Here is a 24,389-nt window from a genome sequence, read left to right on the forward strand (position 1 = left end):
TGTCTGATACCCGTTAGTAGACGTTCCCTCTTTATCAATGCACTATTTGGTTATTTTGTCAATGCGTAAGTCCTAATCTCAATACACTGGATCTTTTTTAATTGTTGAGGGAGATACAGATGCGCGGGTATGGACAAACTTGGTACACTCCACAAAGTGTCGTGTAGAGAATGCCTACAATAAAGATAAAGCTGTGCAAGTGCTAAATATCCTTGAACAAGGTAACTTTGCTGGTGTTTTGGCTGTTGTTGATGCTGATTTTGATATATTAGAAGGAACTGTTCCACTTAGTCCCAACTTGCTGTTTACAGATACTCACGATTTGGAAACTATGCTGCTGAAGTCGCCAGCACTTGAAAAGGTACTTTTGGAGCACGGTTCGGAAGACAAAATCAAGAGTTTTGGTAAAGATATTCGCCAGACTTTATTGGAAAGTGCCAAGATTATCGGTTATTTGCGATGGGCTTCGCTGAAGTTTGATTATTGTTTAAAGTTTGAAGATTTAGCTTTTAAGAAATTTGTGGACGATCGCACATTAATATTAAATGAATCCGAGTTGATTAAAACTGTGAAAAACAACTCTCAAAAGCTGGGACTTGACGAGACAGAAGTTAAAGCAAGAATGAATAGCTTAAAAACAAATGCTCAAGATATGTGGTATATTTGTTGTGGTCACGATATGATTGAGATTTTGTCGATCGCACTTTGTAAAGCATTAGGTTCGTGCAACTCTAAAACAGTTGAGCCAAATGTACTCGAACAAAACTTAAGACTTGCCTACGAATCTTCTTATTTCTGCAAAACACAACTTTATGCAGCTATTCAACAGTGGGAAAAAAACAATCAACCCTTTCAGGTGCTACCTAATTCGTAACTTCAACTTTCCCAAAAACCTCACCAGCAGCCAACCGAGTTCCATTGGCAAAATCCACCCCTGACTGCACCTTTTTCCCCGCTAACTGCACCTCCCGCAACAATAATAAACCATCGCCAGTTTGGACGATCGCCCCCAAGCCCTTCACAACCTTGACAACTTCCCCATTTGCGCCCGACAACTGGGCTAAAACAGGCCATTCGCGTTCCAAAACTCTCAAATCCGCTGGCATTTGCAGCCAATATTCCGGCCCGACGGGCACAGTAGCTATCACCTTCAGAGAATTGCCGCGAAAAGTTGTCGTGCAATCCGGGAAAAAGCCCCTAACTTGATTGTGAAGGTCGATCGCACTTTTCGACCAATCGAGCACATAATCCGCACTCTTAATCATCGGTGCGTAAGTCGCCTCAGCATCATTTTGAACAACAGCTTCAATTTTGTCGTCCCTCAATTTCACCAAAGTTTCAACCAACAAATCCGCCCCAACTTCCGCCAACCTATCCGCCAAAGAATCAGCATTATCCAACAGCGCAATACCAGCAAAAGCCTTCAATAGCATCGCCCCAGTATCCATCCCAGCATCCATCAGCATAGTAGTAATTCCTGTTGTCTTTTCCCCGTCAAAAAGACAGCGCTGAATCGGTGCCGCACCGCGATACTTCGGCAAAATTGAACCGTGAACGTTAACGCAAGCCAAACTAGGAATATCCAGAATTTCTTGAGAAAGAAGTTGGCCGTAAGCCACCACCACAAACACATCTGCCTCCGCTTCCAGCAACTTAGCAAGCGTTTCCGCATCCTTCTTAATTCGGCGCGGCTGCCAAACCGGGAGACTGTGATTTAAAGCCACATCTTTTACAGGTGAAGGCATCAATTGATTGCCTCTTCCCCGACGTTTGTCCGGCTGAGTCACTACACCCACAACCTCAAATTCTGGGTGACTTAGCAAACTGGATAAAGTAGGAACAGCAAAATCGGGAGTGCCAAAAAAAACAATTTTCATAGATTCTTCGTTATTAGTAAGTAGTCCTCAGTCATTACTCATTAGTCATCAAGTAGGTAATGGCAAAAAACCATAGTATATTATACAGACTATTCAGCGCGTCGCAGCTATGATACAAGCTAGTTTATGAGTGTTTTTACCCACCTAGCTCATGTAATGTTTATTTGTCAGCTCAAATAATAGTAGTTGGCTCCTAGATTATACACTTCGAGAAGAGTTCCGAGTTGTGCGATCGGCAAAAAGGATCTCAATTGATACTCATACCAATTTTATATGAGGTTGCATAGAATCTGATCCCCCCTAACCCCCCTTATTAAGGGGGGGACAAGAGCTTGGTCAAAGTCCCTCTTATTAAGGGGGATGCGAGGGGGATCGAAATATATGCAACTTCACATTAAATTGGTATCAGGTGCAGCCAGACTCGAACGCTCAAAAGCAATGTGTTTGATAGAGGCAACAACATTTGCATTCATTCTTCCCAAGTTAACTATAACTGTTCTACACTAATAATTATCATCTAATCTACCTTTGTTACTGGGAATCTCAATTTTATCATATCTCCTCGAACAGGGAAAAACCATCTAATCTCCTGCTGAAACTCAGCCGCAGCTTATTTGCCGACACCGCCGAACAAGAAAAGTTTATTCATGCCGTCACCAATCCCCAAGCTTTTAATCCTGCTATCTTGTGGCTGCCACCAAAACCAACAGAAAACCCATTTGATATCGAAATTCCAGTTTCTTGGCAACCGCAATTTGTAGATAGACTAGCCTTAGAATCCCAGCCGGGAAAACATTCCTTACATCAAGCAGGACATTACTACTGTCTCGACTTTTCCTCAATCTTCGCCGCCTCCACATTGTTAACAATACCCCAGCCCATCAAACTAATCGTAGATATGTGCGCCGCCCCCGGAGGAAAAAGTATATTTGCCTGGAAAACCTTAAACCCAGAATTGCTGTTGTGCAACGAAGCCATAGGCAAACGCATGGGAATGCTTATCTCTAATTTAAAACGCTGTCAAATTCAACCATGCGCCGCCGCTAACGTCGATTCAAAAATACTTGCCGAAAAAATACCACAAACTGCTAATTTAGTAATAGTAGATGCTCCTTGTACAGGTCAATCACTCTTAGCAAAAGGAGACAAAGCACCCGGCTGCTTTCATCATGTCACCATCAACAGCAATGCCAACCGCCAAAAAAGAATTTTAGCCAATTCTGCTAAAATTGTAGCGCCCCAAGGTTATCTTGCATACATGACCTGCACTTATTCAACCCCAGAAAATGAACAAGTCAGCGAATGGCTGTTAAGCAAATTCCGCGAATTTGGGCCAGTCACTGTTCCTCATTTAGAAAAATATCGATCGCACCTGACCGAAATTCCTTGCTATCGGATGTGGCCGCAAGATAGACTAGGAGCAGGAGCTTTCACCGTTGTGTTTCAAAACACCTCGGATGGAGAGAGAAATCAGCTACCAGCAGATTTTCGAGATTTAGCTCGTTTTACCAACCTCTAACTATCCGCGTCCATCCCCGTTCATCTGCGGGTAAAAAAAATCTTCTTCCTGGAATCCAACTAAAAAATGATATTATCCAAATTATCCCAAGCAATTAAAAGGCAACTCAAACTAGCTGTCGGCATTTTACTTACATTAAATCTGCTAATATTAAGCGGCTGTCAAAACAGCACAACACCCGCAGCCAAAAACGGCGAACCGATCGAACTCACACTGTGGCACGGCATCAATCCTCCCCCAAATCGCGACGTATTTAAAACCCTCACAGACCAATTCAACAAAACACATCCCAACATCCAGATCAAACCAATTTACATCGGCCAGCCCGACCAACAACTGCCAAAAATACTAACAGCAATAGTTGGAAATGCACCGCCGGATTTGCTGTGGAATAGCCCTACAATTGCGGGAAAACTAGCCGAACTAAACGCAATTGTGCCGTTAGAAAACTGGCTCGACAAATCGCCCCGGAAAGCCGAAATCTACCCGGCCCTCTTCGAGTCAATGGAACTCGGCGGACACACTTGGTCAGTTCCCCTAGGCACAAATAACGTCGCCATATTTTACCGTCCCAGCTTATTTGCAGCAGCAGGAATCAAAAAAGTGCCGCAGAATTGGGGGCAATTAAAGCAAGTAGCCCGATCGCTCACCCGAGACACCAACGGAGACGGCCGCACAGACCAACACGGCATAGTGCTCCCCCTAGGCAAAGGAGAATGGACAGTATTTACCTGGCTGCCATTCATGTTCAGCGCAGGCGGCGAACTCAAAGGCGAAATACCTCAAAGTCCTGTACCCCAAATAGATAATCCCGGTTCTCACGCCGCCTTAGAATTGTGGAGCGACTTATTAAAAGAAGGTTCAGCAATATTGTCAGCACCCGAACGCGGTTACGAACTCGACAATTTCATCGCCGGGAAAGTCGCCATGCAACTCACGGGGCCGTGGACGCTAGCACAGTTGCAGCAAAGCGCGATCGACTACGCAGCAATGCCTTTACCGCTCCTCAAACGCCCCGCAGCCGTCGTAGGGGGTGAAAACCTGTTTTTAATGAAAACCTCGCCAGAACGAGAGCGAGCAGCCCTAGTATTTTTAGAATACGTTATAGGTGAAGAATTCCAAACAGCATGGGCATTGGGAACAGGTTATTTACCCATTAACTTAAAATCGAGACAGAGCCAAGCTTATCAAAGCTTTGTGGAAAAAAACCCTGTTTTGCAAGTATTTTTAGAACAAATGAACTCAGCCAGAGCGCGACCCATTATATCAGGTTACTCCCGCCTATCAGAAAACCTCGGTCGCGCCATAGAGGCAACCCTTCTCGGCCGCAACCCCCAAGACGCCCTTAAAGAATCTCAAGAGCGTTTGACACTAACCTTAGATATTGCAACAGCCAAAGAGAAATAGACCAGAAAAAATATTTTTGTTAGCTGTAAATTATCCGGTTTCACTCTATTCGATCGCCAGACTTGAAGCCTCGATTGATGGGTTAAAAATCTAGTGAAAATCACTACCGCCTGTACTTCTAATCAGAAACCGTGTTTATGACCCAAAACATACCTAAAAGCAGATATTTTAGGTCGCTGTTATTGATATTTTAGGTATTTTAGGTATTTTAGGTATTATTGAGCAGGGTGCAAGATGTTAGGGTGAATTGAGTTACGATCGCCCGACACAAAAAGACACCCGCTGTCGCTCGGTAATAAATTTTTAACAAAAACCAAAAATTTACAAACCAATTGCTTAGCCATTAGAGATATATTTACAAAAAAGCGATACTCCCGAAATTCATGGGCAGATTTGATCGAACAAAAAAACCGCTCCCTCAACGGCACCACAAAAATTTAGCTCACAAGCTTCTCCCAGTACCTACCACTCATGACCTACCATCACCTAATAGAAACATTTTCTCTACCCTGTGCCTGTCCCGTGCCACATCCTGAGAGCCCAACCACCGTCCACCTTTTCCCCAAACGACAATGCAGACAAAGTTCCTTAACGCAATCAAAGGACATCCCTGGCGGTACTTCCTCGCAGTAGGCGCGATCGCCCTGGTATACTATGGGGCGTCGCAATTCGCCATTTCCACCCTCACCCTCAGTTCAGAAATTTACCCGATGTGGCCAGCAGCAGGAATTGCCCAAGTCGCCCTGCTGGTGTTTGGGCGGCAACTGTGGCCGGGAATCGCGATCGGAGGCTTCCTGTTCAGCATGAGCGTACCGTCGGCCAACATCGGCACGGCATTGATCTCGGCAGGCGCCAGAACCCTGCAAGCGTGGACGGGAACTTATCTACTCCAGGGCATTAACTTTAGCGCTAGGCTCGATCGGCTCAAAGACGTTTTAGGAATAGTCGGACTAGCAGCCTTGAGCTCTACCCTAATCAACTCCACCATCGGCAGCATCGTCGTCTGCCTGACCGGTTTATCTAGCTGGGGCGATTTTGGCACGGTTTGGGCGACTTGGTGGGTGGGAGACGCAATGGGAATTTTGCTCGTCGCCCCGCTGCTGCTGACGTGGCAACAATTGCCCAAAGTCCCCACCCATCGCAAACAGATAGCTGAACGAGCGATTTGGCTGCTGCTGCTGCTAGCAGTCGGCTGGCTCGTCTTTTGCTCCCGCACCCGCGCCGCCTACGCCCGCTATCCCCTCGAATATTTACCATTTCCCCTAGTAGTTTGGGCTGCCTTTCGATTCGGTCAGCGCTACACCGCCCTCTCCAACCTCATCCTCTGCGGCTTCGCCATCTGGGGTATCGCCCGAGGCAGCGGCCCCTTCCTGAAACACGCCAGCAGTATCCCCCAAGCGCTGTTATCCCTGCAAGCCTTCATCGCCGTCATCGCGGTCACCGGCTTAGTCTTAGCTGCCACCGTCGCCGAACGCCACCAAGCAGAAGCCTCCCTGCGCGCCAGCGAAGCCAGCCTCGCTAACGCCCAACGGATCGCCCAGCTAGGCAACTGGGACTTAGACCGCAACACCCAGCAATTGCGGTGGTCAGAGGAAATTTACCGCATCCTGGGACAGGAACCGGGAACTTTTGAACCCAGCCGGGAAGCCTTCTTGGAATACGTGCACCCTGAAGACAGAGAATTAGTCAGAACCTCGATCGAAGCCGCTTTATTTCAGCAACAGCCTTACAGCATCGACTACAGGCTCATACTCCCCGACGGTAGCAACCGCACAGTCTACGAACAAGCCGCCGTCACCTCCTTCTACATCACCAGCACCGTCCAAGACATCACAGACAGAAAGCAAGCCGAAGCCGCCCTGCGTTCTTCAGAAGAAAGATTTTCCAAGGCTTTTCACGCCTCCCCAGTCGGGATCAGCATCTGCACCCTCACAGACGGATGCTTCCTCGATGCCAACGAAAGCTTTTTGCGCTCATTAGGCTGGCTGCGGCACGAATTTATGGGCCGCACTCCCAGCGACTTAGGAATGTTTGTCAATACAGAAGACGGGGGGCGGCTAGCCCAGATTTTGCAATCACAAAATTCGATCAGCAACCAAGAAATCAAAATTCGCACCAAAGCCGGCGAAGTGCGCGACTGGCTGCTGTCAGTGGAACTCATCCACCTCGGCAGCACTCAGTGCGTTTTAATCATGACTACCGACATCACCGAACGCTTGCGTTCCGAAGAATTCCGCCGGGCCGCATTAGCCGCCGAAGCTGCAAATAGATCCAAAAGCATTTTTCTCGCCAACATGAGTCACGAACTCAGAACCCCCCTCAACGCCATCATCGGCTACAGCGAGCTCCTGCAAGAAGACGCCCGAGACCTTGGTGCCGAAGAGTTCATCGACGACCTCCAGAGAATTAACACGGCCGGCCAGCACCTACTCGCGCTGATTAAACATATTCTCGACTTGACCAAAATTGAAGCAGGCCGCATCGACTTCGACCTCGAAACCTTCACCATTTCAACTCTGGTTGAGGAAGTAGTGGCCACGATCGCGCCGATGGCAGACAAAAATAGCAATATCCTAGAAATACAATGCCCCGAGGATATTGGGTCGATGCACACCGACAAAACTAAACTCCGGCAGTCTCTGCTCAACCTCCTCAGCAATGCTGCGAAATTTACTTGCTCCGGCGCGATTACCTTCGCCGTTACCCGATCCGTCGAAACCCCTGCCGACTCTGCAAAGAAAGGCAAAAAACTTGGATCGTATAGAGGAGGTGGCCAAGCTGAAAATAGCTTGTCTCTCTTATCTTCGGCTCAAGATTGGATCATTTTTACGGTCAAAGATACCGGCATTGGCATGAGTCCCGAAGAGTTAGCCAGAATCTTTGAGCCTTTCACCCAAGCCGATTCCTCAACTACTAAGAAGTACGGCGGCACTGGTTTGGGGCTGACGATTACTAAGAAATTCTGCGAAATGATGGGCGGAGACATTACCGCATCCAGCGAGGAGAACAAAGGTTCTACCTTTACCATTCGGCTGCCAGCTATTTTCACCGACCTTTCGATCTCAACCGAAAAGTCTGACCAATAATATTTTTTTACAGCTATTTTCGCTCCCGGTAATTTTTCTTTGCCTCCGCACTTGGCTGATCATTTCACTAGCAGATAGGGAGATTTTGCCATAATTTATTACATTATAAACTTAGTTTTTTTACGAGGTTTTTCTAAAATAGAGTAATCTTAAATGAGTCGTAAAATTTTTACCCCACCCCAACCCTCAGAGCGGTTTCGGGGAGGGAGTAATATTGTTTCCGGTTGCATGGGAATAATAAAATCCAGTCAACAGTTAACACTCAACCCTTGAGTTTTTGCACCCCTCCTTCTACAGTCAACAATCACGGACGGTGCAACCGGGATTGATATGAAATTGTTTCCGCTGACGGGGGAATAATATTCATTCCGGTTGTAGGGGAATGATTAAACCGCAGAGGACACAGAGGATACAGAGAAAGGGAAGAGAGAGATGAATAATTCCGATGAAGTGCGGATTTGATATAATAATTTTTCCTGTCCAGTACCCGCGTCCGCGATAATTTTTTGGCTGGCACCTAGTTTTTGAGGGGAAGTTCACTTGATTAATACTCCGAACAGTTTTTCTAGGGCCCAATGGCTGATATCAATTCCGGCTGGCCGGGAATGATATCAAATCCGCGCCTCGAAAGTCGGGCCTAAAGTCGAATCAAGCAGCCAACAAATAATTCGCGCAATTTTCAGTTTTTTGACCCCTCCTTCAACAGTCAACAGTCAACAGTCAACTATGATGAGGAGTGCAACCGGAATCGATATGATTCTCGCTTGACTTTGATCCACTGTGGATAATTAAATCAATGTCGGCTCCACACCGGGATTGCATTTAATTCGACTTTTTTATGCTCCTTGCCCCGCGTAACCTTATAGTATCGTTACCAAAACTTTCCTGAGTATTGACTTGATAAGATGATATTATTATTTTTGAGCGTGCTGCCGACATTCAGAAGATTGGTTTGTACACAACCCTTAAAAGTTATGAGAATTAATATAATTAGCCGAGTTGGAAAGATTTTGGAGAGCCGAGATGATCCCTCGGCTTCTCAATAAAACCTGTTAGAGATTTCGCTCGCGTACTTGTCCCCTAACCGTATACCTACGTATATATATTATTAATTAAAAAGATATACTGTAGAAAGTTGCCTACAAAGCGCCAGAAAATATGCACCCCCACCTCCAGCGCCAACTCGAACAGCTTGGTTTAGTCGGCGAGTCTCCCCCTCCCACTGCTGAGCAGTGGCAGCTTTTATTAGAGCAGGTAAGTTGTAGCTATGACGAAGTTCAGAGTCAGCAAGAACTTCAACAGCAGGATTGCTTGAACTCCGAGACTGTGGCGTTAAAGGATTTAACCCACTCGCCCCAGTCCCCTCAAGACTCTCCAACAGCTTCAGAATTCGATCGACTGCGGGCGAGTGTCAACAGTTTGGGGGCGGGATTGTGTATCCTTGACGCGAAGGGCTGTGTAATCTCGGTGAATCCAGAGGCAGAACGCTTGCTGGGGTGGCGAGAGTCGGAACTTGCAGGCGTTTCTCTGCTAGAGCGCATCGGGAAGCAAAAGGAAGGCCACAAATCCCAAGTTTTGACGGAGCCGAAACAGTCGCCCAGCAAGAGTGAAGATAGGCCGATCGCACCTACACTAGATTTACAACAGGCGATCGCTTCCCGTCAACCTTGCAACAACTGGGACGACGAGTTTTTGTGTCGCGACGGCAAGATTTTACCAGTTTCCTATTTTTTCCATCCCGCATTTGAGGGCAGCGAAATATCAGTCTTGGTGTTTTTTGACCTTTTTGACATTAGAGAACACAAGCAATCGCTCTCGATACTGCAAGCAGTTCTAAAATCTACAGATGCAGGAATTCTGGCCGTTGACATCAACGGCAATGTATGCAATTATAATCAGAAATTTCTAGAGCTGTGGGGTTTGTCCGCCAGCCAAGGAAAGTTGAGCCGATCGACCTTCGGCCCAGTCAAAAACACGATCGAAACAGGATTCCCATTCGACAGGGAACAATTAAAAGACCCGCAAGGATTTCTCCAAAACGTGCTCAAAGTGTCGGCAGATCCAGATACTCAAATCAGCGAATTATTAGAATTTAAAGACGGAAAAATTCTTGAATTAAATTCGTTGCCATCAAAAGTCGGAGCGAAAACAGTCGGTAGAGTCTGGAGCTTTCGAGACGTTACCGAACTCAAAAAAGTAGAACAATCTTTGCAGTATCGAATAGAATTCGCTCAGTTGATTGCCCGTTTGTCAACCGATTTCATCAGCCAGCCCTTATCAGAAATAGACACAGGCATCGATCGAACCCTAGAAGCGATCGCCACTTTGAGCGGGTTTAACCGCAGTTACATCTACCTGTTATCAGTCGACAAAACCCGCGCCGACAAAACCTACGAGTGGTGCGGCGAAGGCATTCCGGCAGTCAAAAACAGCACAGACAAACCAATAGACATCGCACAAATCCCTTGGATTGCAGAAAAGCTCGATCGCGCCGAATGCCTTTATATTCCAGAAATCGGCGAACTCCCGCCCTCAGCAATCGCCGAAATTGCCTATTTTATCGGTCAAAATCCAGCCCAATTCCAGACAGAATCCCCATCCCAAACAGTCAATCAAACCGCAATCGCCTCAATACCTTCGATTGGCGCTTCCCTCAATAATTTAGAATCACAAAAACCGCGAAAAAATAGCCAATCACTGATAATTATTCCCCTAATTTCGAGTAAAAACCTAGTAGGAATTCTCGGATTCGATGGCTTAAAGCAAACAGCAGGTCGAGCAACCGAAATATCCACACAGCTAAAAATGGTAGGAGAAATGCTCGCCAATGCCCTAGAGCGCAAGCGAGCAGAAGCAGCCTTGAGACAATCCGAAACAAAATACCGCAGCATCTTTGAAAACGCAGTCGAAGGCATATTCCAGACCACCCCAGACGGGCGCTACCTCAGCGGCAATCGCGCACTAGCCGAGATTTACGGCTACGAATCCTGTGCCCAAATGCTAGGCGAACTCACAGATATCAACCGCCAACTTTACGTAGACCCGCATCGGCGCGCCGAGTTTATGGCCCTATTGGGCGCGCGCCGCCAAGTGTCAAAATTTGAATCCCAAATATACCGCCGAGACGGTAGCACGATCTGGATTTCCGAAAACGCGCGCAGCATCTGCGACGAAAACGGCAGGATTTTGTACTACGAAGGCACAGTCCAAGACATCACCGATCGCAAACAGGCAGAATCCGCCTTGCAGTCGGCCCTAGAAGCAGCAGAATCAGCCAACCGGGCAAAAAGCACATTTCTCGCCAACATGAGCCACGAACTTCGCACACCGCTCAATGCCATCATCGGCTACAGCGAAATGCTCCAAGAAGAAGCCGAAGAATTGGGCGATGAAGCTTTCGTCCCCGACCTCGAAAAAATCTGCTGCGCCGGCAAACACCTGCTGTCGATGATCGACGACATCCTAGATATCTCTAAAATTGAAGCAGGTCGAATGGATCTCTACTTAGAAACCTTCGACATCTATACCTTAATTGAAAGTGCTGTTGCCACGGCCAGGCCGCTGGTCGAGAAAAACGGTAATACCCTAGAAGTGTACTGTCCAGACAACCTCGACACCATGCACGCGGACATGACCAAAGTGCGGCAAGTGCTGCTTAACTTGCTCAGCAACGCTGCCAAATTCACACAAAACGGGAGAATTGCGATCGGAGTGGAAAGAATTAAAAATGAACAATTAAAAATGAAAAATCAAGAGGAATCTTCCGAAATTTTAATTTCCAACTCCGAATTTTTAAGTTTCCGAGTGACCGATACGGGCATCGGCATGACACAAGAGCAATTGGAGCGAGTTTTCCAACCTTTCACCCAAGCTGATGCCTCGACTACCCGCGAGTACGGTGGCACCGGTTTGGGACTAGCAATCAGCCAGCGCTTCTGTCAGATGATGGGCGGCAGCATTGAGGTCAGCAGCACCTCGGGCTCCGGCACCACTTTCACCGTGCTCTTGCCCAAAGCCATCAAACAGCCGGAAATCCCCAACAATGTCCACGACAGCACTAGCCCTCCCGACGCCCCCGCTGTCGGCACGGTGCTGGTAGTTGATGACGACCCGATATCGCGGGATTTAATCCAGCGCACCCTCAGTCGCCAAGGACTGCACGTAGAAGTCGCAGGCGGCGGCGAGCAAGCTCTCCGGCTCGCTAAGCAACTACGGCCAGACGCCATTACCCTGGATGTGATCATGCCCGGAATGGACGGCTGGGCGGTACTCTCAGCGCTGAAGGCAGATCCTGAGCTTGCCGAAATTCCCGTAATCCTGCTATCCTTTGTGGGCAACAAAAGCCTCGGCTTTGCATTGGGTGCCTCGGACTACCTCACCAAACCAGTGGACGGCAAACGGCTGGCTGCCTTGTTGAACAAGTACCGACGCGACCAAGACGACGTTACAAGTAACAATTTGACCTGTCAAATTCTAATTGTGGAAGACGACGTTGCCACGCGCGAAATACTGCGATGCGTACTAGAAACACAAGGCTGGGCAGTAACGGAAGCTGACAGCGGACGCGCTGCTCTCGATCGGCTAAAAGTTGCTCGCCCGCACCTGATATTACTGGATTTGATGTTGCCAGAAATGGATGGTTTTGAGTTGATCGGGGAAATTCGCAAATCCCATTCGGGAGATCCTATACCGATTGTTGTACTCACGGGGAAAAACTTGACACCGGCCGAAAGCCAGCAGCTAAACGGCTACGTCGAGCGGGTACTACAAAAAGGAGTCTACAGTTGCGATACTTTGTTGCGCGATGTTCGCTCTATAGTAAATGACAGGCTCGATCGCAGGTACGACTCGAAAGGCAAGGAGAACACCAATGGCTAAAATCCTGTTGGTCGAAGATAACGAAATGAACAGAGATATGCTTTCCCGGCGTCTGGCCCGCAAGGGACACGAGGTCTTTATTGCTGTTGACGGTGCTGAGGGGGTGTCGATGGCGCTCGCGAAAGTACCGGATTTGATTCTGATGGATATGAGTCTGCCAGTGCTCGACGGGTGGCAAGCAACGCAGCAAATTAAGGCGGCTCCTGAAACTAGCACGATTCCGGTGATTGCGCTGACGGCTCACGCAATGGCGGGCGATCGTGAAAAGTGTATGGCCGCCGGCTGCGACGACTACGACACCAAACCGGTCGAGTTTCCTCGACTTTTGGGTAAGATTGAACTGCTTCTAAAACAGGCTATGACATGAAAGGTGACGAGGGCAGCGTGCTGGTTGTTGACGACAATGAGGTAAACCGCGATTTGCTGGCCCGCCGACTTCAGCGTCAAGGCCACGTGGTGACTGTTGCTGAAGATGGTCTGCAAGCTCTGGAAATGTTGCGAAGCGATCCTTTTGATTTAGTTCTCCTCGACATTATGATGCCGCAAATGAACGGCTATCAGGTGCTGGAAAATCTGAAGGCGGACGAGAAGTTGCGCCATATCCCGGTGATTATGATTTCGGCGGTGGACGATATCGACAGTATCGTCCGGTGTATAGAGTTGGGGGCGGAGGATTATCTTTCTAAACCGTTCAATCCGGTATTGCTCAAGGCTCGGATTAGCGCTTGTCTGGAAAAGAAGCGACTGCGGGATAAGGAACAGGCGTATTTACATGAATTGGCTCAGGAAAAGGAAAAGTCCGAGCGTTTGCTGTTAAATATTTTACCGAGGGCGATCGCGCAGCGCCTGAAACACGGGGAAATTACGATCGCAGACAGTTTCGCTGAGGTAACGGTGATGTTTGCCGATTTGGTCGGTTTTACTAAGCTTTCGGCTCATTTATCGCCGGCTCAGTTGGTGGAGTTGCTCAACGAGATTTTTTCCGCTTTTGACGAGTTGGCCGAGCGCTACGGACTTGAGAAAATTAAGACGATCGGCGATGCTTATATGGTGGTTGGCGGTTTGCCGACGCCCAGCGATGACCACGCCGAGTCGATCGCCGAAATGGCGTTGGAAATTCAAGCAGCGATGACTAAGATACATACCAAGGGAGGTCAGCCGCTCAGCATCCGCATCGGCATCCACACAGGCCCGGTGGAAGCTGGGGTAATCGGTACTAAAAAATTTACTTACGATTTGTGGGGAGATACGGTAAATACAGCTTCCCGGATGGAATCTCAAGGCGTCCCCGGCAGCATTCAGGTGACAGTTGCTACCTACGAGCGCTTGCGGGGTAAGTACGTTTTTGAGGAGCGCGGCATCATTCCAGTGAAGGGGAAAGGCGATATGATGACTTATCTGCTTGTGGCCCGAAACGCTTAATTAATCATTGGGCATTGGGCATCGGGTATCGGTAACTAATATCAACAGTCAACAGTCAACAGTCAACAGTCAACAGTCAACAAATCATCAAATGAGCGTAAATTCTAACCTTTTAATGTACGCCCAATGGGCGGGAATTCTGACAGTAGCTTTGGCTATTTTAACAGTTATAGCATTTATCTTCAAATGGGGTTTTCGCTTCCGATTGGTAGGAGTGACAAGCTTTATGGGTGTGATTGCTGCGAGTATATTTGGTCTGGGTTTGGGACTGTTTTCCCGTACAGAAATTCCGGGTGCGGTGCGCTATTCTTTAGTTTACGATACTGGCGGCGCTCAAACAGTAGTTACTGTGCCACCTACGATCACCGAATCGGAATTAGAAGCAACGATGCAGCAAGCGGCGGCGGATTTGTACTCTCCAGGGCGCTCTGGGCGCGGTCGAGACTACATGACCATCCGCGTTCGTACAGTTGTACATCCTGAACCTGGGCTGTCGCAGCCGCTGTTTTTGGGCGAAGTGAGGCGATCGCTCGCGACTCGTTATGATGACAAAATGGCGATCGAAATCTTCCCCGAAAAAGTTGCTATTCTGAAAAAATATCAAGCCTAAAAGTAGTGATTGTTGGGTGCGCCATGTGCACCCAGCCTTTTGCATAGATTCGATCGCTCTTCTTAAAATTATCTGCGTTAATCCCTGTTCATCTGCCTAAAATCTGCGGTTGAGCCTATAAAAAACCAAAAATACTAAAAAAAGTTATGAATCAAAATACAGAACAACTACTAACAGACCTCTACAACGCCTTTTCCCAATTTTCTCCTTTACCAGCAGGCGACCCGCAATATGTTGACTGTGGGGAAGTCCGAGGAGATGACGATATTACCATAGACTTGGGTCGCAATATTAAGCGTTCCCAACAGATGACTTATCAGTTGTATACCGGACATCGTGGTGCCGGAAAGTCAACTGAATTGATGCGGCTACAGGAATATTTAAAAGAACAAGGTTGTTTTGTCGTTTATTTCGCCGCTGACGAACAAGATGTCAACCCCGAAGATACTGAATATACAGATATTTTGCTAGCTTGCACCAGGCACTTGTTAGAATCAATTAAAGATGCTGACTCGAAACCTTTGCGTGATTGGATGGAAAACCGATGGAACGATTTAAAAGATTTAGCACTGACAGAATTATCTTTTAAAGACTTGAGCTTAGAAGCGCAAATTAATCAGTTTGCCAAGCTAACGGCGAATCTGAGAACTGAACCGAGTTTGCGCCAAAAAATCCGAGAAAAAGTTAATCCTCACACATTAACCCTGATTGATGCGTTGAATAAGTTTATTGGTGATGCTAAAAAAAAGTTGCCCGCTGAATATTCGCAACTGGTAGTGATTGCCGATAATTTAGATAGGATTGTGCCGTTTTATACAGATCCAGGGGGACGAAGCAATCTCGAAGAAATTTTCTTAGACCGCAGCGAACAACTCAAAGCTTTAGATTGTCACGTCATTTATACCATACCGATTTCGATGGTACATTCTAACCGCGTTGCCGATTTAACCAATAATTATAATAATGCTCCGGAAGTGCTGCCTATGATTATGGTACGCAAGCCCAGCGGTGAAGTTCACCTACCGGGACTTGCTAAAATGAAAGAGTTGATTGAAAAGCGCGTAAAACAAGTCGCTCCGCATCTATCTTTAGAAACAGAATTGTTTGATACAAAAGAAATGGTAGAACGGCTATGTTTGATGAGTGGAGGTCACATCAGAAATTTCCTATTTATGATGCAAGAATCTATAAACCGCACAGATAATTTGCCAATTACTGCGAAAGCAGCGCAAAGAGCAATCACGAAACTGCGGGATGTCTACCGCAAAACTACTGAACAATATGAATGGCAAATATTAGCAAAACTATCTCTTTCTCAGCGAATACTTAATGACCAACAGCACCGCAGTTTGCTATTTAATCGCTGTATTTTGGAATACCGATACTTCGACGCTGAAGGAGATAGACAGACTTGGTATGATGTTCACCCGCTCATTAAAGGTCTGGATGAATTTAAGGAAGCAGTCGCACTACTTAGCCATGAAACCACAAACAATTGATTGGGACGAAGATTTACCGCCCGCAGAACCGGAGGAAGAATATCGAGCTCTGGTACGCAGTATCAAGCGGACGGATGGTTTTCGCCTGTTGTTTGTGGAGTGTTCGCCGGCGCAGGGAGAACGCTGGATTGCTAGAGTTAAAACAGATATTCCGCAGCAAAAAATTGAGGTTTTGCGGCTGAAGGAATCTGTTTATGATTTTTACAATCTAATTGAAGAGTTGCCAAATCGCGATCGCATCAATGTCCTGTTTGTCCAAGGTTTAGAATATTCACTTTATGAATACGAACAAGAGAAAAAGAAACTCGGCTGGGAAAGTAAGGATATTTACTCTTACAGTTGGCGGGGTGTGCCGCCTGTTTTAATTAATTTAAACCAGCAGCGAGAACGATTTCGAGATAATTTTAAAATCTGTTTTGTTTTTCTGTTGCCTAAGTTTGCTATTGATTATTTTATTCAGCGGGCACCTGATTTCTTTGATTGGCGATCGAGTTTATTTAAGTTGTCAATGGATGGAGAAAGCCTGCAAGCGGAATCAATCAAAGCTTGTTCGGAAAGAGGGAAAAAAGAAGATTATTTGTTCCTAACTCCCGAAGAACGAAAACGGGAATTGGTGAAAATTCAAACTTTAATTGATGAAGAGGGGCAAACATCAGAACAAAAAGCTGAATTGTTTTATGAACAAGCTTTATTGTATGACTTTGCTGAACAATATGCAAAGGCGATCGCCTCCTACGACAAAGCCTTAGAAATCAAACCTGATTTACACGAAGCCTGGTACAATCGGGGAAATGCACTGTGTAATTTAGGCAGATGGAAAGAAGCGATCGCCTCCTACGACAAAGCCTTAGAAATTCAACCAGACAGACACGCAGCTTGGTACAATCAAGGCATTGCACTCGGTAACATAGGAAGGTTGGAAGATGCGATCGCCTCTTATGATAAAGCCTTAGAAATCAAACCATACGACCACGAAGCCTGGTACAATCGGGGCATTCTACTCGGTAATATGGGCAGGTTGGAAGAGGCGATTATTTCCGTTAACTTATCTATTCAAAACTTGCAGCAAATCCTCAATCTGAATCCTGACAAATACCGAGAAATGGCAAAAGCTGACTCGGATATTGACAGCATTCGATCGCATACTCGGTTTCAAGCCTTGATTCACGAATAGGGATTTGCCCTTGGGCGGGGCGGGTTTATGAGATTGTCGGTTTGAGGCGATTCTTGTTGGTAAAACCCGCCCCTACAGCATCACAAACACTTTTCAACGAAGCTAATGGACACGATATAATAGGATAATTAATAGCGAGTTAAAAGATGACTCAACTAAATGTTAATCTAACCAATTACAAATTTCCCGAACTCATCGCCCATGTCGAGGATACTGGAGAACGAATTGTCATAGAACAGGAAGGAAGGGCGATCGCTGCTATCATTACTTATGCCGATCTGAAGCGACTAGAAGCACTAGAAGCCGCCCTAATTAACAAAGCAAAACTCGAAGAATATGAATGGCTAAAAGCTGCGATCGCAAATCCAGCATTTGATTCCCTAAGAGACTCAGCAGAAGACATCTACACTTTAGCTGATGGCTTGCCCTTTCACGACCCTGAATGGATTAAAACAGTAGCAAGCGAGCCTAAGTTTGGTTCGATCCAGGACTCAGAAGAAGACATTTATACCATAGCTGACGGTAAACCATTCCATGACCAAGGGTAAGATTTTCCTACTACCGTTTCCCTATGACGATTTATCGGCAAACAAACTGCGTCCAGCAGCTTGTTTGACTTACCCTTTGGGAGCGCGACGCCATGTTATTCTTGCTTATATTACAAGTCGCTTGCCCACAAATCTACTGGAAACAGATATCGTATTAGAAGCTTCTCATCCCGACTTTCAGGCTTCGGGGCTGCGGGTGCCATCTACTATCAGGCTGCATCAACTGGTAACTGTTTCTACAGTGGTTGTTCAGCGTGAGTTAGGTGAATTATCATCAGATACACAGGCTCAAATTGCTGAAAAGCTTTACAATTTGCTAAGTCAGTGATCGCCGATAGGTGAAACTTATATCAGGACTTACGCAACTTTTAAATTTTTACACTACCCGTAGCAATAGGGGCCGCAATGCACTACAAATAGGCTGGATATGTAAGTCATGTTATATCTTGGATGAGGTTTGTCACACCTCAGTACGATCGCCCTTTCCTCTTTTCTACGCAGTCATATAAAAAAATAGTATTAATCTATACCTACAAATCCCAGCTCTAGAATTATAATGAAAAAAATTGAAAAAGTCCCCAAATTCCTGTAAAATTGCCATAAATAACCAAAGACTCGCGATCGAAAGCACTCAAAGGCGAAAAAGATCGCATATAAAAAAGAAAAGAATCAATTAGACCGAAAATAAAGAGGTGAAACCCCTTGCAAAAATTAGCCAGCATAGAAAAGCCGATCGACTCAGGGGAAAAATCCATAGCAGTCAACACCCAAAAGGCTCAAACATTGTACGAACGCGGCAACGCCCTAGAAGCAATGGGACGATTCCAAGCTGCGATCGAATCTTGGGAAGAAGCGATCAAACTTGAACCAAAATTTTATGAAGCGTGGTACAACCAAGGCGTAGCCCTCAAAAAATTGGGGCAGCTAGAAGAAGCGATCGCAGCCTACAACCAATCCCTACACATCAAACCAAACAATCCCGAAGCGTGGTATAATCGGGCCAACGTTTTGCGGAAGCTCAACAGACTCTCAGAAGCGATCGCATCCTACGAAAAGGCGATCGAACTCAACCCCAGCTACCCCGAAGCTTGGACGAACCGCGGCAACACCCTCGTCAGCTTAGAGAAATTATCAGAAGCGATCGCCTCCTACGAGAAAGCTATAGCCATCAAACCAGACTACTGCGAAGCTTGGTACAACAAAGCATTTGCCCTGAGAAAATCAGACCAAAATACAGCCGCGATAACTTCTTACGATAAAGCGATCGAACTCAAACCAAACTTGCATCAAGCCTGGTACAACCGCGGCTTAGCCCTAGCCGATGAAAAACTCTACCCGGAAGCCGTCGCCTCCTACGACAAAACCCTGCAACTGCGGCCGAATTCCGCCGAAGCCTGGAACAAACGGGGCAGGGCGATCGCCCAAATGGGACAATTTGAAGCAGCGATCGCATCCTGGGACAAAGCCCTCACACTCAAGCCAAACGACAGCGAAACCTTTTACAACCGTGGCTTAGCCTTCGCCAACTTACAACGCTTTGAAGAAGCAATAGCCTCTTGGGACAAAACCCTAGAATTGCAGCCAGACAACACCGAAGCCTGGTACAACCGCGCCGTCGCCCTCAAAAAAATTCAACGATTTAGCGAAGCGATCGCCTCCTACGATAAAATCATCGCACTCAAACCCGACGATCCCAACCTGTACTATCAAAAAGCTTGCCTTTACGCCCTAGAAAAAGAAGCAGGCGAGCTCACAAACAGCCAGGAACTTGTAGCAAGCAGCATCCGGCTGGCGATCGAAAACTTATCCAAGGCGATCGAACTCAATCCGCAGAAATACCGGAAATTGTGCAAAAATGACTCTAAATTGCTTACAATACGGGAAGAAGTGCGGTTTTTAGCTTGATTTCAGGGTAGCTATGATTGATGGATACGGATGCCGCACTGCAACCTTTGTAGGCAAAACAGCACCATAAACCCCAATCATGCAAACCCTAGATAAAACTCAAGCAAAATTCGCTCAACTGGCAGCCCATCTCAGAGAAGTTACCGACATCGAATCAGCCTCGTCGTTGCTGCATTGGGATCAATCAACTTATATGCCCCCCAAAGGTGCAACTGCCAGAGGCCGCCAGTTGGCTACTCTCAAACAAATATCCCACGAAAAATTTACCGATCCAAAAATTGGTGAACTTCTAGAAGACTTGCGTTTCTACGAACAAACCCTCCCCTACGACTCCACCGCAGCCAGCCTGATCCGCATAGCCCGCAGAGACTACGATCGCGCCGCCAGAGTTCCCGCAACCTTCATGTCCGCACTCTGCCGCCACCAAGCCGACTGCTACGAAGCTTGGGCCGCGGCCAGGGCAGCCAACAACTTCGCAGCCGTTGAACCCTATCTCGAAAAAACCCTAGAATTAAGCAGGCAGTACGCCGAGTTTTTCCCCGGATACGAACACATCGCCGATCCTTTGATCGATCGTAGCGACTACGGCATGAAAGTATCCCTGCTGCGCCCGCTTTTCGCCCAACTGCGTCAAGAATTAGTGCCGATAGTCGAAGCAATCACCTCGCAACCTCCCGCCGACGACTCCTGCTTACACCAAGACTTCCCCGAATTCCAACAACTAGAATTCACTCGCAAAGTTGTAGAACGCATGGGGTTCGACTTCCAACGGGGACGGCAAGACACCACCCTGCACCCGTTCATGACCAACTTCTCCATAGACGACGTGCGAATTACCACCCGCGTCTATGAAGACCACTTGGATCAAGCACTCTTCAGCAGCATCCACGAAGCCGGACACGCCCTCTATGAACTCGGAAATTCCCCGGAATTTGAAGGGACGCTTCTGGCAGGCGGCATTTCCTCCGGCGTGCACGAAAGTCAATCGCGACTTTGGGAAAATCTGGTCGGGCGCAGCCGCGGTTTTTGGGAATGTTTCTACCCGCAACTCCAAGGCGTATTTTTGCGACAGTTGGGACACGTATCCACTGACGCATTTTACCGGGCAATTAACAAAGTCTCGCGATCGCTCATCCGCACCGACGCCGACGAAGTAACCTACAACCTCCACGTCGCCATCCGCTTTGACCTAGAATTGGCAATGGTAGAGGGAAAACTAGCAGTGCGAGACCTCCCCGAAGCCTGGAACGAACGCTATAAAACCGACCTCGGCGTTGTCCCCTCCACCGACAGCGAAGGCGCGATGCAAGATGTTCACTGGTATGTTGGTACGATCGGCGGAATGTTCCAAGGTTACACCCTCGGCAACTTGATGAGCGCCCAATTCTACGAAACAGCAGTAAAAATCAATCCTGAAATTCCCGTAGAAATAGAACGGGGCAATTTTAGCGTACTCCACAACTGGCTCAAACAAAACATCTACCAGCACGGCCGCAAATACACTGCTGTCGAATTGCTTGATCGCGTTACAGGTTCACCTTTAACTATCGATCCCTTTATCCGTTACATTCGCCATAAATACGGGGAGTTTTATGTCATTTGAGGGATAGCAACTTCACTTTGCAGACTTTAAAATTACAAAAAAAGTAGCCGCTTAAAAAACGGGCGATACTGTTTGAGTATCGCCTAATTTCACAGCGGAAATCAAAAGTCTTACATAAGGGAGTATGTATGTCTGAACTCTTTCAGGCTGTTATCGCCAGCGACGAAAAAACCGACTTGCGTCAGTTTGTCAGCGATTTACGCGCTTTAGGAAACAAATATTTACTGCGAAACGACATAGTTAACGCTTTTGCCACCTACTGCACCAAATACGAAAAGCCCGAACAGTTTCATCAATCTTCTCTTTTAAGCAAACTGATTTACTACGTTCAGGAAATTCTTCTCGAAGATGGCAGCCTTTGCGTCCTGCTGCGACCAAAAATTGCTACAATGGAAATAGTGCGAGTTGCAGACGACTTGACTGTTGAGCAGATGACAGTGCAAGAATTGCTCGATGTGCGCGATCGCTTCGTCAACCACTTTCATCCCCAAGAAGGCGACATTCTCGAACTAGATTTCGGCCCTTTTTACGATTATTCCCCCACAATTCGCGACCCCAAGAACATCGGCAAAGGAGTGCAATTCCTCAACCGCTACCTGTCCAGCAAACTGTTTCAAGACCCCAGACAATGGCAGGAAACTCTATTTAATTTCTTGCGGATTCACCGCTACAACGGCGTACAATTACTAATTAACGATCGCATAAAATCCCAAGAACAACTTTCAGAACAAATCAAAAAAGCCCTCACCTTTGTCGGCGATCTTTCTGAAGAAGAACCCTACGAGAGATTTCGACTGGTTTTGCAAATGATGGGTTTCGAGACAGGTTGGGGAAATACTGCCGCCCGCGTGCATGAAACCCTAGGAATTCTTGACGAATTAATTGATTCCCCCGATCCGCAAACCCTAGAAGCATTTATTTCTCGCATCCCGATGATTTTCAAAATCGTCCTAGTTTCTCCTCACGGCTGGTTCGGCCAAGAAGGAGTTTTGGGGCGACCGGATACGGGAGGTCAGGTAGTTTATGTCCTCGATCAAGCCAAGAGTTTAGAGAAACAACTGCAAGAAGACATTCATCTTGCCGGTCTCGATAGTTTAGGAGTCAAACCTAAAGTAATTATTCTCACCCGGTTAATTCCTAACAGCGACGGCACGCGCTGCAACCAACGTTTGGAAAAAGTTCACGGCACTGAAAATGCTTGGATTTTGCGGGTTCCCTTCCGGGAGTTCAATCCCAAACTGACTCAAAATTGGATTTCGAGATTCGAGATTTGGCCTTATTTGGAAACTTACGCGATCGATGCAGAAAAAGAACTGCTGGCTGAGTTTCAGGGCAAACCCGATTTAATTGTCGGCAACTATTCCGACGGCAACTTGGTAGCGTTTTTGCTGTCTCGCAAACTCAAAACTACTCAGTGCAATATTGCCCATGCGCTGGAAAAATCTAAATATTTGTTCAGCAATCTTTACTGGCAAGAATCAGAGGACAAGTACCATTTTTCGCTGCAATTTACTGCCGATATAATTGCTATGAATGCAGCTAGTTGTATTGTCAGCAGCACCTATCAAGAGATTGTGGGACAACCCGATAGTGTCGGTCAGTACGAATCTTACCATTGTTTTACCATGCCGGATTTGTACCACGTTGTGAACGGGATTGAACTGTTCAGCCCTAAATTCAACGTCGTGCCGCCGGGAGTTAACGAAAGTGTGTACTTTCCCTACACGCGGATAGAAGACCGGGTGCAAGGCGATCGCGATCGGCTCAACGAACTGCTGTTTACTCTAGAAGACCCGGAACAAGTCTTTGGCAAACTCGATGACCCGCAAAAGCGCCCTTTATTTTCGATGGCCCGGCTCGATCGCATTAAAAACCTGACAGGCTTAGCAGAATTGTTTGGAAAAAGCCAGGAACTGCAAGAAAAATGCAACTTAATTCTAGTAGCTGGCAAGTTGCGGGTCGAAGAAACCGAAGACTACGAAGAAGCAGAAGAAATTAAAAAGCTCTACGCAATTATCGACCAATACAACCTTCACGGTAAAATTCGCTGGTTGGGAGTGAGGCTTTCCAAAAGCCTGTCCGGCGAAATCTACCGGGTAATCGCCGACACCCAAGGTATATTTGTTCAGCCAGCCTTATTTGAAGCTTTCGGCTTGACAATTCTCGAAGCAATGATTACCGGGATTCCCACTTTCGGGACGCAGTTTGGCGGCCCGCTGGAAATCATTCAAGATGGCGTAAATGGGTTTTATATCAACCCGACTAACCACCCGGAGACTGCCCAAAGAATTCTCGATTTTTTATCGAAATGCGAACACAATCCCAACTATTGGTATGAAATTTCAACGCGAGGAATTGACCGAGTTTACAGCACGTATACCTGGAAAATTCACACTACCAAGCTGCTGACGCTGGCGCGGACTTACGGTTTCTGGAACTACTCGTCCAAGGAAAACCGCGAAGATATGCTCCGCTACATAGAATCGCTGTTCTATCTGATTTACAAGCCGAGAGCGAAGGCTTTATTGGCAGAACACGCGAACCGATAACTGCGGAGTTTTGCTTTTTCTCTCAACTCCATTGGTATCGGAATTATTCATCTCTTTCTTCCCTTTCTCTGTATCCTCTGCGTCAAGAGGGGTTTAATAATTCCGATACAACTGAGAGGTTGTACCATTCTCAAGAACAGGCTTTTCGGCCTGTTCCACAAAGAGTGAATTTTCTTGTGGAACAGGCCGAAAAGCCTGTTCCTAAACAAGTAATTGAGAATGGTGCAACATCTCAGATACAGTTAGAGAGTCGATGGCAGAGTGTCCCCTACCATCTCTCCTACAATTAGAGTCGATGCCTGTGTTACCACA

16 protein-coding genes are annotated in these 24,389 nt (G+C 46.9%); 15 read left to right on the forward strand and 1 reads right to left on the reverse strand.

Annotation, left to right across the window (positions count from 1 at the left end; translation table 11 throughout):
• Window positions 1-100: 100 nt before the first annotated feature.
• A complete protein-coding gene (locus QUB06_RS30055; protein WP_333438402.1) occupies window positions 101-874 on the forward strand; it encodes a DUF4435 domain-containing protein in 774 nt (257 codons plus the stop codon).
• Here the strand turns inward: QUB06_RS30055 and fmt are convergent.
• Window positions 864-1,877, reverse strand: a complete 1,014-nt coding sequence (fmt, locus tag QUB06_RS30060; RefSeq protein ID WP_333438389.1) for a methionyl-tRNA formyltransferase — start codon at window positions 1,875-1,877, stop codon at window positions 864-866. The two genes, QUB06_RS30055 and fmt, sit on opposite strands and share 11 nt — an antisense overlap.
• A gap of 685 nt (window positions 1,878-2,562) precedes the next feature.
• Here fmt and QUB06_RS30065 point away from each other — a divergent pair.
• The 14 genes from QUB06_RS30065 to QUB06_RS30130 all read left to right on the forward strand — a co-directional run bounded on the left by QUB06_RS30065 (window position 2,563) and on the right by QUB06_RS30130 (window position 24,077).
• Entirely contained in the window at window positions 2,563-3,396 is an 834-nt protein-coding gene (locus QUB06_RS30065) for an RsmB/NOP family class I SAM-dependent RNA methyltransferase (protein ID WP_333438390.1), read from the forward strand.
• A gap of 66 nt (window positions 3,397-3,462) precedes the next feature.
• On the forward strand, window positions 3,463-4,803 hold the full coding sequence (locus QUB06_RS30070; protein WP_333438391.1) for an ABC transporter substrate-binding protein: 1,341 nt from the start codon (window positions 3,463-3,465) through the stop codon (window positions 4,801-4,803).
• Between the two features lie 572 nt (window positions 4,804-5,375).
• Window positions 5,376-7,889, forward strand: a complete 2,514-nt coding sequence (locus QUB06_RS30075) for an MASE1 domain-containing protein (protein ID WP_333438392.1) — start codon at window positions 5,376-5,378, stop codon at window positions 7,887-7,889.
• Between the two features lie 1,158 nt (window positions 7,890-9,047).
• Window positions 9,048-12,767, forward strand: a complete 3,720-nt coding sequence (locus QUB06_RS30080; protein WP_333438393.1) for a response regulator — start codon at window positions 9,048-9,050, stop codon at window positions 12,765-12,767.
• A complete protein-coding gene (locus QUB06_RS30085) occupies window positions 12,760-13,134 on the forward strand; it encodes a response regulator (protein ID WP_333438394.1) in 375 nt (124 codons plus the stop codon). Before QUB06_RS30080 ends, QUB06_RS30085 begins: the two co-directional genes overlap by 8 nt.
• Window positions 13,131-14,189: an adenylate/guanylate cyclase domain-containing protein gene (locus tag QUB06_RS30090; RefSeq protein WP_333143833.1), complete on the forward strand. Its 1,059-nt coding sequence runs from the start codon at window positions 13,131-13,133 to the stop codon at window positions 14,187-14,189. Before QUB06_RS30085 ends, QUB06_RS30090 begins: the two co-directional genes overlap by 4 nt.
• Before the next feature lie 91 nt (window positions 14,190-14,280).
• Complete coding sequence (locus QUB06_RS30095; protein ID WP_333082593.1) at window positions 14,281-14,799, forward strand: Ycf51 family protein; 519 nt, start codon at window positions 14,281-14,283, stop codon at window positions 14,797-14,799.
• Window positions 14,800-14,945: 146 nt separating this feature from the next.
• Window positions 14,946-16,298, forward strand: a complete 1,353-nt coding sequence (locus tag QUB06_RS30100) for an ATP-binding protein (RefSeq protein WP_333438395.1) — start codon at window positions 14,946-14,948, stop codon at window positions 16,296-16,298.
• On the forward strand, window positions 16,279-17,472 hold the full coding sequence (locus QUB06_RS30105) for a tetratricopeptide repeat protein (RefSeq protein WP_333438396.1): 1,194 nt from the start codon (window positions 16,279-16,281) through the stop codon (window positions 17,470-17,472). Before QUB06_RS30100 ends, QUB06_RS30105 begins: the two co-directional genes overlap by 20 nt.
• Window positions 17,473-17,618: 146 nt before the next feature.
• Window positions 17,619-18,020 (forward strand): type II toxin-antitoxin system Phd/YefM family antitoxin, encoded by a 402-nt coding sequence (locus QUB06_RS30110; RefSeq protein WP_333438397.1) that lies wholly within the window; start codon window positions 17,619-17,621, stop codon window positions 18,018-18,020.
• Window positions 18,007-18,348 carry a type II toxin-antitoxin system PemK/MazF family toxin gene (locus QUB06_RS30115; protein ID WP_333438398.1) on the forward strand — a complete coding sequence of 114 codons (342 nt, stop codon included), beginning with the start codon at window positions 18,007-18,009 and terminating at the stop codon, window positions 18,346-18,348. The genes QUB06_RS30110 and QUB06_RS30115 overlap by 14 nt, the downstream gene beginning before the upstream one ends.
• A gap of 374 nt (window positions 18,349-18,722) precedes the next feature.
• A complete protein-coding gene (locus tag QUB06_RS30120; RefSeq protein ID WP_333438399.1) occupies window positions 18,723-19,925 on the forward strand; it encodes a tetratricopeptide repeat protein in 1,203 nt (400 codons plus the stop codon).
• Between the two features lie 79 nt (window positions 19,926-20,004).
• Window positions 20,005-21,528 (forward strand): carboxypeptidase M32, encoded by a 1,524-nt coding sequence (locus tag QUB06_RS30125; RefSeq protein WP_333438400.1) that lies wholly within the window; start codon window positions 20,005-20,007, stop codon window positions 21,526-21,528.
• A 128-nt stretch (window positions 21,529-21,656) separates the two neighbouring features.
• Window positions 21,657-24,077 carry a sucrose synthase gene (locus QUB06_RS30130; protein WP_333438401.1) on the forward strand — a complete coding sequence of 807 codons (2,421 nt, stop codon included), beginning with the start codon at window positions 21,657-21,659 and terminating at the stop codon, window positions 24,075-24,077.
• Window positions 24,078-24,389 lie beyond the last annotated feature (312 nt).

Source organism: Microcoleus sp. D2_18a_D3 (assembly GCF_036702455.1).
GTDB lineage: Bacteria > Cyanobacteriota > Cyanobacteriia > Cyanobacteriales > Microcoleaceae > Microcoleus.